At 73.9% G+C, this 16694-nt stretch carries 14 protein-coding genes; 1 reads left to right on the top strand and 13 read right to left on the bottom strand.

What is annotated here, in order from left to right:
* Positions 1 to 153 precede the first annotated feature (153 nt).
* From ACQP17_RS02325 to ACQP17_RS02270, 12 genes are all read right to left on the bottom strand, one after another.
* On the bottom strand, positions 154 to 1047 hold the full coding sequence (locus tag ACQP17_RS02325; RefSeq protein WP_433854691.1) for a universal stress protein: 894 nt from the start codon (positions 1045 to 1047) through the stop codon (positions 154 to 156).
* A 108-nt stretch (positions 1048 to 1155) separates the two neighbouring features.
* Positions 1156 to 2337: a permease gene (locus tag ACQP17_RS02320; protein ID WP_433854690.1), complete on the bottom strand. Its 1182-nt coding sequence runs from the start codon at positions 2335 to 2337 to the stop codon at positions 1156 to 1158.
* 54 nt (positions 2338 to 2391) lie between these two features.
* Positions 2392 to 3675 (bottom strand): sugar ABC transporter permease, encoded by a 1284-nt coding sequence (locus tag ACQP17_RS02315; RefSeq protein WP_433854689.1) that lies wholly within the window; start codon positions 3673 to 3675, stop codon positions 2392 to 2394.
* A 2-nt stretch (positions 3676 to 3677) separates the two neighbouring features.
* The gene (locus ACQP17_RS02310; protein ID WP_433859812.1) at positions 3678 to 4478 is read right to left on the bottom strand and encodes an ATP-binding cassette domain-containing protein; all 801 of its coding nucleotides are present in this window, start codon (positions 4476 to 4478) and stop codon (positions 3678 to 3680) included.
* Positions 4479 to 4489: 11 nt separating this feature from the next.
* Entirely contained in the window at positions 4490 to 5587 is a 1098-nt protein-coding gene (locus ACQP17_RS02305; protein WP_433854688.1) for a sugar ABC transporter substrate-binding protein, read from the bottom strand.
* Position 5588: 1 nt separating this feature from the next.
* The gene (locus ACQP17_RS02300) at positions 5589 to 8012 is read right to left on the bottom strand and encodes a SpoIIE family protein phosphatase (RefSeq protein WP_433859811.1); all 2424 of its coding nucleotides are present in this window, start codon (positions 8010 to 8012) and stop codon (positions 5589 to 5591) included.
* Between the two features lie 334 nt (positions 8013 to 8346).
* On the bottom strand, positions 8347 to 9375 hold the full coding sequence (locus tag ACQP17_RS02295) for a zinc-dependent alcohol dehydrogenase family protein (RefSeq protein ID WP_433854687.1): 1029 nt from the start codon (positions 9373 to 9375) through the stop codon (positions 8347 to 8349).
* 87 nt (positions 9376 to 9462) lie between these two features.
* On the bottom strand, positions 9463 to 9690 hold the full coding sequence (locus tag ACQP17_RS02290) for a hypothetical protein (RefSeq protein ID WP_433854686.1): 228 nt from the start codon (positions 9688 to 9690) through the stop codon (positions 9463 to 9465).
* Positions 9691 to 9791: 101 nt separating this feature from the next.
* Positions 9792 to 10229, bottom strand: a complete 438-nt coding sequence (locus tag ACQP17_RS02285; RefSeq protein WP_433854685.1) for a hypothetical protein — start codon at positions 10227 to 10229, stop codon at positions 9792 to 9794.
* 185 nt (positions 10230 to 10414) lie between these two features.
* Complete coding sequence (locus ACQP17_RS02280) at positions 10415 to 11395, bottom strand: hypothetical protein (RefSeq protein ID WP_433854684.1); 981 nt, start codon at positions 11393 to 11395, stop codon at positions 10415 to 10417.
* Between the two features lie 138 nt (positions 11396 to 11533).
* Positions 11534 to 12997, bottom strand: a complete 1464-nt coding sequence (locus tag ACQP17_RS02275) for an amino acid permease (RefSeq protein ID WP_433854683.1) — start codon at positions 12995 to 12997, stop codon at positions 11534 to 11536.
* A 189-nt stretch (positions 12998 to 13186) separates the two neighbouring features.
* Positions 13187 to 13510: a hypothetical protein gene (locus ACQP17_RS02270; RefSeq protein WP_433854682.1), complete on the bottom strand. Its 324-nt coding sequence runs from the start codon at positions 13508 to 13510 to the stop codon at positions 13187 to 13189.
* 209 nt (positions 13511 to 13719) lie between these two features.
* On the opposite strand from ACQP17_RS02270, the gene ACQP17_RS02265 reads away from it, so the two are divergent.
* Positions 13720 to 14838 (top strand): NAD-binding protein, encoded by a 1119-nt coding sequence (locus tag ACQP17_RS02265; protein WP_433854681.1) that lies wholly within the window; start codon positions 13720 to 13722, stop codon positions 14836 to 14838.
* Between the two features lie 5 nt (positions 14839 to 14843).
* Here ACQP17_RS02265 and ACQP17_RS02260 read toward each other — a convergent pair whose 3' ends face one another.
* Positions 14844 to 16475 (bottom strand): helix-turn-helix domain-containing protein, encoded by a 1632-nt coding sequence (locus ACQP17_RS02260; protein ID WP_433854680.1) that lies wholly within the window; start codon positions 16473 to 16475, stop codon positions 14844 to 14846.
* Between the last annotated feature and the right edge of the window lie 219 nt (positions 16476 to 16694).

The following is a 16694-nucleotide window of genomic DNA, read 5'->3' as shown; positions in this document are numbered from 1 at the left end:
ATTGCCTCCGCTTCCTCCCGGGCACCGCCTTCCGGGCCCGCGGACGGGCGCGACCGGGGCCGCAATCACCGGCGGCCGGTCTCGGGCGTCGGCGCCCTCACCGCCATCATCCGCCTTCCGCGGCGCCTCGGCCCGCGGCGGGCGCGGGCCGTCTCAGCCCCTGGACGGCGTCATGTCGTGCGGCACCACGGCCACCGGGCACGGCGCGCGATGGACCACCGACTGGACGACCCGGCCGATCCGCGGCCCGGGCAGCCGGTAGCGGTGCCGGTGGCGGCGGCCGACGATGAGCAGCTCCGCGTCCGCGGAGTGGTGTACCAGCGCCGGCGCCGGGCTCTCCATCGCCACCCGGTCGTCCACCGGCAGGTCCGGATACTTCTCCCGCCAGGGGCCCAGCGCCGCGGACAGCTCCTCGTGCGCGTCGGCCGCCGCTTCCCGCGCGGCGGACGGTTCCACCCCTCCGCCGCGGTTGTACGCGTACGACGGCAGGTGCCGGCCGTGCAGCACCCGCAGGGTGGCCCCGCGCCGGGAGGCGGTGGCGAAGGCGAAGTCGAGCAGCGAGGCACACGGGTCGTGCAGGCTGAGCCCCACCAGCACGGCGCTCTCCCGCCCGGGCGCCGCGGCCTCGTGCCGGGCGTGCACCAGCACGGTGGGCGCGTCGCTGCACGGCACCAGCTTCAGCCCCAGCTCGCTGAGGGCGTAGCGGGACACCGGGCCGAGATCCTGGGCGCCCAGGACCAGCAGGTCCGAGGCCTCCGCGGCCTCGCGGAGGGCGTCCAGCGGGTCCTTGGGCACCAGCGCCATCTCCACCGGGAGGTCCGGGAAGCGGGAGCGCACCTCCGCCGCGGTGTCGTGCATCATCCGGTGGGGCCAGTAGTTCTGGTCGCGGTCGGCCGGCGGGCGGGCCCTCGTCTCGGGCGCCAGCAGCACCCAGGCGTGCAGCAGCCGCAGACGCGCCTGCCGCAGTTGTGCCTCGCGCGCCGCCCACAGGACCGCCGACAGGGATTCGGGCGTGCCGTCCACCCCTGCGGTGATGACATCCTTCATGGTCTCGATCCGATCCGGCGCGCTAGGTCGATCCGCGCCTACTCCCCACGCTGCGCGCCGCGGGCGGCCGCGTCATGAGACTTTCGTCACCTACCGGACCGCCCTTCGTCAGTTCTCGCCGGTCCCGCCGCCGGGCGCGGGGCGCGGCGCCGGGCCGTCGGGCGGGGCGCCGCCCATCTCCCGCAGCATGGACCGGCCCCCGGTGCGCAGAAAGCGGTGGACCAGGGCGGCGGCGAGCAGCAGGAAGGCGATGTTCAGCCAGGTGGTGTAGTCCCAGGAGACACCGGACGTGGGGATCCTGGCGTCGGCCTGACGGGGGATGAGCCCCAGGGCGCCGAAGACGAATTCCACGACGTAGCCGGCCACCACGATGGCCGCGTAGAAGGTGGCCAGCAGGAAGAGCGCCGTTCGGGCCCCGTAGTACTTCCGGTAGATGTTCAGGATCGGCAGGATCAGCAGGTCGGCGAAGATGAAGGCGACCACCCCGCCGAAGCTGATCCCGCCCTTCCACAGCACCACCGCCAGCGGCACGTTGCCGAGGGAGCAGACGAACGAGGCGATCGCCACCACCGGGCCGATCAGCGGCCCCCACAGCTTCGCGGCCAGCGGGTGCCCCTCGAAGAAGAAGGCGCGCCAGAAGTCGTCCGGGACCCAGGCGGCGACGGCACCGGCGATCAGCAGGCCGATCACCAGGTCCTTGAGGATCGCGGCCCACTCCATGACGAAGACGTGCGCGGTCGCGGTGTACCCCTCGGCGGACAGCAGCCGCCGGGCGAAGGACCCGCGGCGGCGCACGGACATGTCCATCGCGGCATGCCCCTCCATCGACCCGGCCAGGCCCCGTTCGGCCTGCCGGCGGGCCGAGACCAGCAGCGCGTCGCGCAGGAAGAGACGGAACAGCACGGCGAGCAGCACGATCATGACCGGGCCGCCGATGAACTCTGCGGCGGTGAACTGCCAGCCCATCAACAGCGCCAGGATCACGCCGAGTTCGATCACCAGGTTCGTGGAGGCGATCTCGAAGGCCATCGCGGCCGTGAAGTTCGCGCCCTTCAGGAACAGGGACCGGGCCAGCGCCACCGCGGCGTACGAGCAGGACGAGGACGCGGCGCCCAGCCCGGAGGCCGTCGCCAGGGTGCGGGGGCGGTCGTCGCCGAGCAGACCGACCACGGTGGAGCGGCGCACCACGGCCTGGACGACGGCGGACAGTGCGAAGCCCAGGATCAGCGCCCAGGTGATCTCCCAGGTCATGGATCCGGTGAGGGACAGGGCGTGCAGGATGGCGGACATCGGCTGAGGTCTTCCGTGACCGGGCGCGGCGCAAACTCCACCGCCCCGGCGGCGTCACACCCGTCCGTGCGCCCGCTGCGCCCGCCGCGAGAGCGAGTCGATGACCACGGCGATGAGCAGCACCCCGCCCGTGATCATGAACTGGACGGCGGTCTGGATGCCCATCAGGGCCACCCCGGAGGCGATCGACTGGATGACCAGCACGCCGAGCAGCGCCGACCAGGTCCGGCCGCGGCCGCCGAACAGGCTGGTGCCGCCGATGACCGCGGCGGCGATGGCGTCCATCAGCAGATTGCCCGAGCCGGAGGTCTGGCTGGCCGAGGTGACCCGCGAGGCCAGGAACAGGCCGCCGATCGCCGCCATCGTCCCGGAGATCATGAAGACCGAGATCCGGACCAGGCTCACATGGAGGCCGGTGCGCCGGGACGCCTCCACGCTGCCGCCGAGCGCGAAGATCATGCGGCCGTAGGGCGTACGGCGCAGCACGCAGTCGAGCCCCACCAGCATCACGAGGAAGATCAGCAGGGCCAGTGGGAGCCCCAGGAACTGGTTGAGCACCCAGGCGGCGGCCAGCGAGATCACCGCCAGCACGGCCGTGCGCAGCACGATCTCGCTCATCGGCCGGGCGGGCACACCGGCCGCCCGGCGCCGCCGCACATCGCGGTACGAGACGAGGAGGAAGGCGGCCGTGCCGAGCGCCGCCAGCCCGTACGCGGCGGCGACATTGGTGAAGTAGTGGCTGGTCAGCCCCGCCACCAGACCGTTCTCGTCGATATTGACGGTGCCGCTGGCGCCCAGGAGGTAGAGCATCAGGCCGTTCCAGCCCAGCAGCCCGGCGAGGGTGACCACGAAGGCCGGCACCCCGACCTTGGCGAGGAAGAACCCCTGCAGAGCGCCGATCAGGGTGCCGCCGAGCACCGCGAGCAGCACGGCCGGCGCCTCCGGCATGCCGTGGTCGACGCTCAGCACCGCGAACACGGCCGCCGCCAGACCGCTCACCGAGCCGACCGACAGATCGATCTCGCCCAGCAGCAGCACGAAGACGACACCGACCGAGATCATGCCGGGGCCGACGATGTCCACGCTGAGATTGGACAGATTGCGCGGTGAGAGGAAGTTCTCGTTGAGGCTCTCGAAGATGATCCACACCACGACCAGTCCGAGGACGACCGGCACCGAGCCCAGCTCACCGCTGTGGAAGCGGCGCTTGAGGATCTCCAGGGGGTTCTGGCCGCCGGTGCCGCCGGCCGCGAGCTGCCGCCGGTCGGCGTCGGTCACGGCCCCGGCGGCCCGCGCGCCGGTCTGCTTCTGCTTGCGCAGCGTCCACGTCCGGCTCACGCCTATGCCTCCCACCCGTGCGAGGCGCGCCGCGTCACGGCGTTGTCGGTGGCTCCGGTGATGGAGGAGATGATCTGTTCGTGGGATGTGGTCGTCACGTCGAAGAACCCGTTGTTGCGGCCCAGCCGCAGGACCGCGATCCAGTCCGCGACGGCCTTGACGTCCCCCATGTTGTGGCTGATGAGCAGCACCCCCAGCCCGCGTTCGCGCAACTGCTCCACGAGGTCGAGGACCTGGGCGGTCTGTTCGATGCCCAGCGCCGCGGTGGGCTCGTCGAGCAGTACCAGCCGCGGCGCGCCGAGCAGCGAGCGGGAGATGGCGACGGTCTGCCGCTGCCCGCCGGACAGCGAGGCGACCGGCAGGCGCACATCGGGCAGCCGGATGGCGAGGGTGTCGAGCAGGTCGAGGGTCAGGCGCTCCATCTCGACCTCGTCCAGGACCCCGAAGCGGTGGATCTCCCGGCCGAGGAAGAGGTTGCCGACCACATCGAGGTTGTCGCACAGCGCCAGGTCCTGGTAGACGGTGGCGATCCCGAGGTTTTGGGCCTCGTGCGGCCGGGTGACCTGCACGGGATGCCCGTCCCACTCGACCACCCCCTCGTCGGCCGGATCCACCCCGGCGATCACCTTGATCAGCGTGGACTTGCCCGCGCCGTTGTCGCCGACGAGCGCGACCACCTGCCCGGCGTGGACCTCCAGATCGACATCGGCCAGCGCCTGCACGGCACCGAACCGCTTGAAGATCCCGCGCAGCGCCAGCAGCGGCGGCGACGTAGGTCGCCGGAGGGGCGCGCCGGGCTCCATGGGCACCTGCCTTATCTGGTGAGTCCCGCCCGCAGGCACGCGGCCGCGAACTTGGGGGTGCAGATCTGCCGGACGGTGTACATCCCGTCCCTGACCACGGTGTCCTTGATGTGGCCCGCGGTCACCGGGATGGGGGTGAGCAGCACGGACGGGATGTTCCGGGTGGTGGGGCTGTTGACCTTGTGGGTGGTGAGGGTGCCGAGGTTCTTGCCGCGTCCCAGGGCGACGGCCATGGCGGCCGCGGTGTCGGCCTCGGGCGTGAAGGGCTTGTAGACGGTCATGTACTGATCGCCCCGCACGATGCGCTGGATGGCGGCGAGTTCGGCGTCCTGGCCGGTGACCGGCGGCAGCGGACTGACCTTGGCGGCCCGCAGGGCCGAGATGATGCCGGCGGCGAGCCCGTCATTGGCGGAGTAGACACCGGCGACGCTGTCGGGGCCGAGCGCCGAGAGGGCGGCGGACATGTTGAGGTTGGCGTTCTCCGGCCGCCAGCCGGCGGTGTCGTAGGCCTTGCCGATCTTCACCTTGCCGTGGAGCGCGGCCAGCGCACCCCGCTTGAACCAGGCGGCGTTGGGGTCCGTCGACGCGCCGTTCATCATGACGATCTGGCCGCGGTGCGCCTTGCCGCCCAGCGCCTTGAGCAGCGCCTCGCCCTGGAGCCGGCCGACCTTCGCGCCGTCGAAGGAGACGTACGCCGAGACCGGTCCCTCCACGAGACGGTCGTAGGCGACGACGGGGATCCCGGCCCGGTGCGCGTCGTCGACCGAGGAGCGCAGCGACTTGGAGTCGACCGCGTCGAGGACCAGCACCTCGACCCGCTTGGTGATCATCGCGTCCATCTGCTGCTGCTGGGTGGCCACGTCGTGCTGGGCGCTCTCGGTCTCCACGGTGCACTCGCGGCACAGCCGGTGGATCTCCTTCTCGATGAGCGGCTTGTCGAACTCGTAGAAGCGCGAGGTGTTGTCGGGGAGCAGCACCCCGATGCGCACGGCCCCGCCGGACGGCGCGCCCGGCTGGTGCACCCCGCCGGCCTGTCCGCACGCGACCGGCCCCGCGGCCAGGCACAGCCCGGCCAGGATCACCCCGGCCGCGCGCCGCCGCGCACGCATCTCAGCGCACCTCCCCGCCGCGCGCCGGGGCGTCCGAACGGGCCGCCGCGTCCGACGGATCCACCTCGCCGTGCCGTTCGCCCGGCGGCAGGGAGATCTCGCTCCACACCTGCTTGCCGCCGCTCAGCGGCACCGAACCCCAGGAGGCCGACATCGCCTCGACGAGCAGCAGCCCGCGGCCGCCGGTCGCCTCCCAGTCCACACTGGCCGGTTTGACCGGGGCGCGCGGCGAGGCGTCGTTCACCGCGACCCGCAGCCGGTCCGCGGCCAGCGTCAGATCCAGCCGGACCTCTCCCCGGGTGTGCGCGATGGCGTTGGTGACCAGCTCGGACACCACCAGCAGGGCCACGTCGACCTCGTCGGTCACACCCCAGGAGCGCAGGGTGCGGGCGGTGAAGCGCCGGGCGTGCATCACTGCGTCGGGCAGCCGCCACACCGCCCAGCGCACCCGGGTGGGGCGCACCCGCATCCCGTCGTAGCGCAGCACCAGCAGTGCCACGTCGTCATCGCGCCGCTTGGCGCCGCCGAGCAGCTCATCGGCCAGCCGCCCGGCATCGGCGGGATCGGCCGCGGCGAGCGCCGCCCGCACCCTGCCGATGCCCTCGTCGAGGGGGAGGGTGGCCGACTCGGCCAGGCCGTCGGTGAGCAGCACGAGCACGGTGCCGGCGGCCAGCCCGACCTCGGTCAGCGGGAACTCGCCCTCCGCGGAGACGCCCAGCGGCGGGCCGCCCTCGATGCCCAGCGCCTCGGTGCTGCCGTCGGGCAGCCGCAGCAGGGGCGGCAGGTGCCCGGCCCGGACGAACCAGGCGATGCCCTCCTCCATGTCCAGGTCCACGTAGCAGCAGGTGGCGAAGAGATCGGTCTCCATGCCCAGGAGCAGCCGGTTGGCGTGCGAGACCACCACGTCGGGCGGATGGCCCTCCACCGCGTAGGCCCTGATGGCGGTCCGCATCTGGCCCATGATCGTGGCGGCGCCGGCGCTGTGCCCCTCGACGTCGCCGATGACGAGCGCGACATGGCCGTCCGCGAGCGGGATGACGTCGTACCAGTCGCCGCCCACCTCAAGGCCCATCGTGGCGGGCAGATAGCGGGCGACGGCCACCCCGCCGGGCAGCGACGGCAGCTTGCGGGGCAGCAGACTGCGCTGGAGCATCGTGGCCAGCTCGTGCCCGGCGTCCAGCGCGTGGGCGCGGACCAGGGCCTGGCCCACCAGGCCGGCGGTCGCGGTCAGCAGCGACCGTTCCTCCGGCCCGAAGGCGTGCTCCTCGTCCCAGCCCAGCAGGCACACCCCGACGACGCGGCCCTCGGCCGGCAGTGGCAGGACGGCGAGGCCACCGGGTCCGAGATCCGCGAGACCGGGTTCGAGGGCGGCCCCGCGCGGCCACAGGGCCACGTGCCCGGCCCGCAGCACGCTCTCCAGCGTCGGCATCGACTGGCACGAGGTGTCGGGCCATTCGGACCGCCACTCGGCGCGCCACACGGCGGGCCAGTCCGCCGGTTCCGGGGGATCGAGGACGGACACCACCAGCCGGTCCGCCTCCAGCTCGGCCACCGCCACCCGGCGGGCCGCCAGCGGCAGCCGCAGCGTGGCGACCACGACCCGGCTGACGTCCCGCACGGTCGTGGCGCCGGCCAGCGCGGCGGACAGTCGCTGCACGAGGGAGACCTCGTCGGCGGTGGGGCGCAGATACGAGGCGTCGGCGACCACCCCGAGCATGCGCTCCGGGGCGCCGTCGGTGTCGACCAGCACCCGGCAGCGCAGGCTCAGCCAGCGCAGCTCGCCGTTGGTCCGGCGGATCCGGATCGACAGCTGCTGGCCGGCGACGGGCAGCCCGCCCGGCTCCACGATCGACATCAGGGCGGGCACATCGTCCGGTGCGGTGTGCGCCAGCAGGGTCTCCACCTGCCCGTCGAACTGCTCGGGCGCGATACCGAACAGCTCCAGCACCCTGCGGTCCGCCGTCATGTGCCCGGTGCGCAGCAGCAGGGTGAAGGCGCCGCCACGCAGGGTGTCCAGCCCCGGCCCCAGCAGCGACCGCCGCTCGGTCCGTGCCATGACCCGGGCCCCCACGGCCTCCAGCCCGGCGGCCACCTGAGCGGCGTGCAGTTCCAGCAGGTGCCGGCGGTCGGCGTCGAAGGCCTCCGCGGCCGGTTCCACCACCACCAGGCACCCCAGCCGCCGGGTCTCCCCGCCCAGCGGCAGCACGGCCAGCGAGACCTCGGCCGGTGGGGTGCCGGCACCGCTCCAGGGGGTCGTCCCGGCTGCTGTGGGGGGTCGGCTCCCTGGATCGGTGCCGTACTCCGCGAGTTCCGCCGGGCTCAGCCACAGGGGGACGCCGGTACGGAAGACCGTGGCGACCGGTGAGGCGCCGGCCAGCGGGTAGCGGGTCGGCAGCCCGTAGGGGGCGCCGGAGCCCCCGACCATCTCGGCCAGCTGGAGTTCGCCGCCTCCTTCGGCCGGCACGAAGACGGCGGTCAGCTCGGCCCCGGTAGACCCAAGGACTCGTGCGGTCACTGCCTGCACCGCCTCCGTACGCCGGAAGCCGTCGTCATAAGCCACGGTCGCCGTATCCGCCCTCGGGGGCCAGGGCGTCAGCCCCGCCACCGCCTCATCGGACAAGCCGGAAATTACCGCCTTGTCTCCATGGTGCGGCACGCGGGGAGGCGGGAGCTACTCGGCGGGGGCCGGGGCGCGGTGGGGGCGGGGAAGGGCTCGTCCGTCCGTGGCCGCCCGCCCGCCCCTGCCGTCGCGTCCCCGCTCAGTCCGGCGTCAGTACGGCGGCCCCGCGTACCCGGTCGGCGGCCAGGTCCGCGAGCGCCTGCGGGGCGCGGCTCAGCGGATAGCGGCTCACCGTGACCCGGATGCCGATCCGGGCCGCGGCCGCCAGGAACTCCCGGCCGTCCTGTCGGGTGTTGGCGGTGACGCTGCACAGAGCGCGCTCCTGGAAGAGATGGCGCTGATAGGTCAGCGCAGGGATGTCGGTGAGGTGGATGCCGGCCACCGCGAGGGTCCCCGCACGATCCAGCGCCTCCAGCGCCACCGGCACCAGCTCGCCGACCGGCGCGAAGAGGATCGCCGAGTCCAGCGGTTCGGGCGGGCGGTCGTAGGCGTCGCCCGCCGAGGACGCGCCGAGTTCCAGGGCGAGTGCCCGGGCCTGCGGCGACCGGGTGAGCACATGGACGGTCGCGCCCTCGGCCAGGGCGATCTGCGCGGCCAGATGCGCCGAGGCACCGAACCCGTAGAGGCCGAGCCGGCCGCCCGTGGGCAGCGCGCTGCGCCGCAGCGCGCGGTAGCCGATGATCCCGGCGCACAGCAGCGGCGCCAGCAGCGCGGCGTCCCGGTCGTCCGGCAGCGGGTAGGCGTAGTCCGCGGGCACCGGCGCGGCCTCGGCGAAGCCGCCGTCGGCGTCCCAGCCGGTGTACCGGGAGTCGGGGCAGAGGTTCTCGTGCCCCGCGCGGCAGTAGCGGCAGACGCCGCAGGTGCCGCGCAGCCACGCCCCGCCGGCCCGGTCGCCGACCCGGAAGCCCGTCACCGCGCTTCCGGTGGCACTCACCCGGCCGACGATCTCGTGACCCGGCACCGTCGACGGACGGTGCGGCGGCAGATCCCCCTCCGCCAGATGCAGATCCGTACGGCACACCCCGCAGGCCTCCACCCGGAGCAGCAGGTCACCGGGGCCCGGCTCCGGCACGGGGCGGCGGATCGCGGCCAGCGGCCCGGAGGCGACCGGGCCGGGGCGCCGAACGGCCCAGCCGTGCATCGTGTCCGGGCCTGCGACGGTGGCCATGACTCCAGGATCGCGCCCCCGGGAGGGGCGGACAAGCGGTGCCGCGGGCCGGGCCGCCGGTGCCGTGCCGGGAGGTCCGGAAGTCCCCTAGCGGAAGCGCGCGGCCAGCCTCCGCAGCATCCGGGCCAGCAGGCAGCCGCGGGCGCGGGACGGGCCGTCGGGGGTGGTGGGCGCCCGGCCGTCCGGCGGGGGAGTCGGGCCGGCCGGGGGGCGGGGGGCGGTCTCGCCGGGGGGTGCGGACCGGGGCTGCGGTGCGCTGCGCCGGGCTTCGGCGCGGACGAGCGCGCCGAGCGCGGCAAAGACGTCGAGGGGCATGCCACATCTCCTGCGGTGGAAGTCCTGAACGCTGACGGCGGCAGGCCGCACTCGCCCCGGGTCCCGTGCGGACAGGGGGAGTTGAGTGCGGACGGGCCGGCTCAGCAGCGCAGGACGGCCGCTCGCTTCGGCGCGGCAGGGGCGGCGGCCGTGCGGACCGCCGCGAAGGAGGTGCCCCCCGGGGCCGGGCCGACCTCCGCCACGGGAGAGTCCCCGAGCGTCTTGCCGCCGGGGCCGGTGGGCGGGTGCGGGCGCGGGTGGCAGACCGTCGCGTCGCACAGGCGCCGCACGCCGCCGCCCGGATGTCTGCCCCCGTTCTCGTCCGACGCGAGCACCGGCCCCGAGGGGAGGCAGGGTCCTTCGGCCGGGGCGGCGGCGGGGGAGGCGGGGCGGAGCGGGCAGCCGGTGGGGTCGAGGGCCGGGCCGTGCACACAGCAGGGCGTCAGCGCGGCGAACAGCAGGGCCAGCAGCGCCAGGAGCAGCGGCACGCGCCGGCCGCCTCGTGCCACCGGGCGGCCTGTGCTGACGCTGTCGCGCATGCGGACCTCCCACCCTCTTCCGTCAGGGGATCCCCGGGAAGTGGGTCGGGCAGTCCCGATACGCCGCAAGAGCCGACAAAAACACCCGTTCCGGGTAGGCGCTCGCACAGATGCCCCGCGCCCTCGTTCGCGCCCCTCGGTGGTGGGTCAGCGGCCGCCGCGGGCCGTGTCGCGGTCCGCGGGGGTCAGCGCCGCCGGCCCCCGCGCTTCGCTTCGGGGTCCTCGCTCGCATACCGCCCGTGGTAGTGCGCGTACCGCTCCAGCGGTTCGCCCTCCAGGCTCCACGGCCAGGGCGTCGCCACGCCCGAGGTGGCGCGCAGCACGGTCCCGGCCTCGGCCGTCCGGGAGGACTTCAGCAACGCGTAGGCCAGCAGGTTGAGATCGGCCAGGGCGGCCGCGTGGGTGAGGAATCCCGGGCTCGTCCAGTAGTGCGCGGCATGGTCGAGCGCCCGGGCGGCGTCGGGGCGGCGCCAGATCTCCGCGGCCCCCACGGCGGACAGCCCGCCGCCGGCGACCGCCCGCTGATGGCTGTGCACGAACGCGGTGAGCTCCAGTCCGGCGGCCGGGGCGTCGGAGGGCATGGCCGAGCGGACGCCGTCGAGCAGATCCAGCACCATGGCGCTGGAGCCGCACTCGTCCGGCGACAGATAGCCCAGGGCCTGCAGATGCGCCTCGCGGTTCCAGGGATCGCGGGCCTTGATCTCGCGCCAGATCGCCGACAGCTCGGTGGACGGGCGCCGCTCCAGGCGCAGCACGGCCAGTTGAAGTGTCCACGGGGTGGGGTCGGCGGGTATCAGCGCGGCCGCCTGGAGGCAGGTCTCGCGGGTGACGTCCAGATCGACGACGGCGCCCTGCTGCCGAGCCTGGATCAGATCCGACCAGGCGTGGAGCAGCAGGGCGCCGTGGTGCTCGGGGCGGTGCTGGCGCCAGATGCCGGGCAGCGACCGCCCGGCGGACCGCGCGAGCACCGACAGCCGGTGGGCCTTGCGGTCCCAGTCCTCGCCGGCGTCGTCGATCAGGTTCGCCATCAGGGCCATGACAGCCGTGTCCAGCGAACCGCGGGACCAAGCCGTCTCGACGCGTCTGCGCACCTGGCCCAGTGGGGCGTCGTCGAGCTCGGGGACCAGGCGGGGAAGGTTGCCTTTGCGGCGTCTGAAGGCGGGCATGTCTGCGGCGTACTTCCCTGTGCTCGGGGGCGTGGGTGCGGACGAGGGTACGCGGTCCGGTGCGGCGGTGCCGAAGCGCGGTACGGGCAGAGGTGCGGGGAAACCGCGCCTCTGCCCGTACCGCACGGACCGTTTCGGCTAGCCGGAGGTGACGGCGGCCTTCTCGGCGGCACCGCGGCCGAGCCGGTCGCGGACCAGCGAGACCGCGACCACCAGCACGGCGAGGAGCAGCGACAGCAGCACCTGGATGCGGCCGCCGCCCTCGCTGTCGTCGGTGAGCATGTAGACCAGCACGAACGAGATCATCGCGATCGTCGCCCAGGTCAGGTACGGGAACAGCCACATCCGGACGATCAGCTTGTCCGGGTTCTCGCGCAGGATGATGCCGCGCATCCGCAGCTGCGAGAAGCAGATGACCAGCCAGACGAAGAGCGCGACCGCGCCCGAGGAGTTCAGCAGGAACTGGAAGACCGTGTCCGGCCACAGGTAGTTGAAGCCGACCGCGATGAAGCCGAAGAGGACCGAGGCCAGGATCGCGACCTGCGGGACACCACGGAGGTTCGTCCGGGCGAAGGCCTTCGGGGCGTCGCCGCGCTGGCCGAGCGAGAAGGCCATCCGCGAGGCGGTGTACAGGCCGGAGTTGAGGCAGGAGAGCACGGCGGTCAGCACGATGACCTTCATGATCTCGCCGGCGTGCGGGATCCCGATCGAGTCCAGGGCCGCGACGTAGGAGCCCTTCTTGGCGATCGAGGGGTCGTTCCACGGCAGCAGGGAGACGACCACGAGGATCGAGCCCAGGTAGAAGATGCCGACCCGCCAGATGACGCTCTTGGTGGCCTTGGTGACCGCACGCTGCGGGTCTTCGGACTCACCGGCGGCGAGGGTGACGATCTCGCTGCCCATGAAGGAGAAGACGACCATCAGCACGCCGGTGAGGATCGCGCTGGGTCCGTGCGGCAGGAATCCGCCGTGCGAGGTGAGGTTCCCGAAGCCGGTCGCCGCGTGGCCCGAACCGGGCAGCACCCCGAATATCGCCAGGCCGCCGAGGACGATGAAGGCCGCGATGGCGACGACCTTGATGCCGGCGAACCAGAACTCGAACTCACCGAACGAGGCGACCGAGGCGAGGTTGGTGGCGGTGAGGACGATCATCACGATCAGCGCCCAGGCCCACTGCGGGACGGCCGGGACCCAGCTGGTGAGGATCGCCGCACCGGCGGTCGCCTCCACGGCGAGCACCACGACCCAGAAGAACCAGTACAGCCAGCCGATGGAGAAGCCGGCCCAGCGGCCGAGCGCCCGGTCCGCGTAGGCGGAGAAGGAACCGGAGGTGGGGTTCGCCGCCGCCATCTCGCCGAGCATCCGCATGACGAACACGACCAGCGCGCCGACCAGGGCGTACGAGAGCAGGATGCCGGGTCCGGCCGCGGCGATGCCGGAGGCGGAGCCGACGAACAGACCGGCGCCGATGACTCCACCCACGGCGATCATGGACAGATGGCGGTTCTTGAGGCCCGACTGCAGACCGGACTGCTCTGGAGCCGGCCCGTGTCCCGGAGGTCCGGGCGGGGCAGCCACAGGGCTGGAGGGAGAAGTAGTCATCTGGACATCCATTGAGGGTTGGAGGGTCATGCACGTGGTGACTGCTGATCGCCTCGGTAGCCGGATGCACGACAGGGCCGGGTGCTGGCAGGTGGCGATCATGGCCCTGACGGAGTTCGAAGGCGCGACGAGCGGGTCCGCGGCCTTCGGATGCCTGCGCGGGTGGGGGGCGCTTGTCGCGCCGCCACGCTATTGCCCGGCCTCCTCATGAGAGGTGAGCCGCATCACGTCCGGATTGGATTTGCGCAAGCGTATGTGGCGGTGCGCCGTGGCGTATTTGTAAGAACGGACAAATTCGTTCCGCAGGGCTGTCCGTCCGGCCAATGTGCCGACGCGGGAAAAGCGGCTCACCTCACCGCACGCGACGTTCGGCCCGTTATGGGAGCGGGCGATCGGCCTGGTGCGGGCGGGCTCCGCGCGGCCGCTGGTGCGAGCGGACAACGCCGCCCGCGAAGCCTTGGCCTCCGGCACAGATGCCCCGGACCGCGCCTTCTCTGGCGTGAGTTCGGTCATACCGCCGCCCGACGCGCAAGGGGACCCCATGCCCGCCCTGCCCCCCGCCCCGACAGACGCCACCCGCCCCGGACGCCGCTTCGTCCCCCATCCCACCGGTGGGGGACGACGGCGGGGAGTCCGCCGGCGGAACGCCGGGTGAAGCGTGCGCCGCGGCTGCGAAGCCGCCGGTGGGGACGGGTCCGCAGGCGGCCGGGAGCCGGCGGTACGTGGTGATCGGGGCGACCACCCTGGCGCGCCGGGTCTGTGCCGCACTCGACGCGAGCGGCCACCGGGTCGACCACCTCGCCGCACCCGACGACCGGGAGCTGCGCCGCGCCCTCGCCGCGCGGCCCGACGGAGTCGCCGTCCTGGTGGGCGACGACCTCTCCGCGCTGCGCCACGCCCTGGCCATCCGCCACGTCTGCGACCGCGTCCGCCTCGTCGTCACGGTCTTCGACCGCACCGTGGCGCAGCAGCTGCGGCTGCTGCTGCACTCCTGCGTCCCGGTCTCCCCGGCCGATCTCCTGGCGCCGGACTGGACCTGGCTGGTCACCGTCTTCCACCGGCCCGCCGCCACCGCCTTCCTGGAGGCCTCCCGGGTCGTCGCCGGGGTGGGCCCGGCCGCGCCGCACGACGGTCATCCCGGCTACGAGGTGGCCTCCGGGCCGGCGATGCTGGTGACGGTGGGCTTCACCGCGCTGCTGACCGCGGGCATCGTCGACCGGCTCTTCGGCCCGCGGCTGGTCGGCGTGCTGGGGCCGCGGGTGCTGCCCCGGGCCGGGCACGTCATCGTCGTGGGGCTCGGGCAGGTGGGGCTGCGGCTGTGCCAGACGCTGTGTCAACTGGGGGTGCCGGTGGTCGGCGTGGAGCGGGAGCCCGCCGCCCCGAATCTCCGCCTCGCGCGGTCGATGGGGATACCCGTGGTGCTGGCGCACGGGGAGGACCGCGAGGTGCTGGCGCGCCTCGGGCCGGGCCGCGCGTGCGCCCTCGCCGCCGTCGGCTCCGAGGAGCTCGACAACGTCGCGGTCGCGGTCGCCGCGCACGCCGTGGCGCCCGACGTCCGGGTGGTGCTGCGGGCCGGCGAGGACGAGACGATCGCCGAGACCCGCGCACTGCTCCCGCTCGGGCTGACCCGCGACGTCGTGCGGACGAGCGCGGCCTATGTGACCGCCCATCTGACGTCCGGGCCGGGGGAGGGGGCGCCCCGGCACGTGGTGGCCGACGCCGACCGCGACTACGTCGACCTGCCCGCCCACGGACTCGTCGGCCGGCCCGTGCCGGCCGGGGACGACTGCGGGCACGTGCCCGCGGCGGGGGAGGCCCGGGAGGCGGTCCGCGCCGGCTGACCGGCTCAGCCGGCGGGCGGCAGCCGCAGCTGGAGCATCGCCAGCAGCCGCTGGTCCGGGCGGCCCAGGTCGAGGCCGGTCAGGTCCTCGGCCCGGCGGATCCGGTAGCGCAGCGTGTTGGGGTGCACATGCAACTCCGCGGCGGCGGCCCGGACATCGCCGAACGCGTTCAGATAGGCGAGGACGGACTCCGCCAACTGCCCCTGGTTCCGGCTGTCATGGCTGACCAGGGCGGTCAGCCGCGGATCGCGCATCTCGGGGTGCGCGGCGAGCAGCGCCAGCACCTCGCTGACGAGCACCTCCGCCTGGATGTCCGGCAGCGCGGCGACGGTGGTGGCCACACCGACGCTCACCATCGCGTCGAGGATCCGGTCCGCCTCCCGGCGCGAGTCGGGGACCTCGCCGAGCCCGGGCACGATGCAGCCGACCGACCCCCGCAGCGACAGGCCCAGATGGCGGCCGGCGGCCTCGGCGATGGCCTGCGCCCAGCCGCGGAGGGTGCCGGTGTCGATGCTGCGCGGCAGCTGCGGCAGCAGCACGTAGATCCGCGCGTCGACCTGGGTGACCAGGGCGCTGCGGTGCCGGGCCGCGGTGTGCACCGAGATCAGGTTGCTGACCTCGGCGCGGGTCAGCTCCGGGGTGGCGGACCCGGCGGTCCCGTACGAGAAGCCCAGGACGGCGGCCGGGCGGGCGGCGTCCAGCGCCAGATGGCTGGCCAGCGGCTGCGGGCCGGTGCTGCCCTCCAGGAGCCCGGCCGCGAGCGTACGGGTCAGCGTCAGGTCCGCGGACAGCTCCCGGCGGCGGCGCACCAGATGCAGCGCGGCGACCCGGGCGGCGCCCAGCAGCGCCTGGTCCGACTGCTCGGTCAGGGGCGTCGAGCCCTCCTGCACCCAGATCGTGCCCAGCTGCCGCTCGCCGGACCGGATGGCCACCGCGAGCCGGCGGCGGATCCCCAGCTCCGGGTGGCTGTCGATGCAGATCACCTCGTCGGAGGCGCGCAGCCGCTGGAAGACCCCCCACTTCCGCAGCCGCGCCAGATACGCCTCCGGGCCCTGCCAGCCGAGGATGGACAGCCGCCGCAGATCGTCGACCTCGTCGGAGTCGGTGGAGCGGGAGTAGGCCAGCACCCGGTTGGCGGTGTCCTCGATGCTGACGATGCCGCCGGTGAGGACCGCCGTGGTCTGGGCGAGCGAGAACAGGTCGCCCTCCTCGACCCCCTCGCCGGGGCGGCCCTGCGGCGCGCTCTCCAGGGCCGCCCGGGCCAGCGCGTCCACCTGCTCCCAGCGGGCCTCGCCCCGTACGGACAGCAGCGCCACGCCCGCCTCGACGGCGGTCTCGCTGAGCGCCGCGGCCTGCCCGGGGGCGTCCAGCTTCACCGCGACGGCGGCGGCGCCGTCCCGCCCGCCGGCCCGCAGCGCGGGGAACGCGGCCCGGCCCCGGGCGCCTATCGCGAGGACCAGCTCACCGGGGTGGGCCAGCGGCGGGTCCTCGGGGTCCAGCAGCGCCACGCTGCGGATCTCGACGTCCAGCCCGGCGGGCGCGGCCTGCAGCTCCACCAGGGGCTCGCCCAGCGCCATCAGCAGCTGGCGCAGGCTGATGCCCGTAGGGGGTGACGAAGCCGCGGCCGCTGGATCCATGTGTGGTGCCTCTGCTGGGTTCGGGTGGCCCGGGCTCATCGGGCCGACTGCCCTCGCGCAACGCCTCCGGTCCCGCCGATGTCGAGCACCCGGCCGGCCCGGAAAGGAGCCGCCACCGCACGTATGAGCCACGCCACAGTTACTGATGTTATCTGCCGTGACACCAGGGGCAGCGCGGCCGTGCGCCGGTCAGGCGGCGTTAAGGCGGCACCTGCCAGC

Source organism: Streptomyces kronopolitis, assembly GCF_050953795.1.
Lineage (GTDB): Bacteria > Actinomycetota > Actinomycetes > Streptomycetales > Streptomycetaceae > Streptomyces > Streptomyces kronopolitis_A.
Note: the sequence above shows the minus strand (reverse complement) of the source record. Positions and strands in the feature narration are given on the sequence as shown.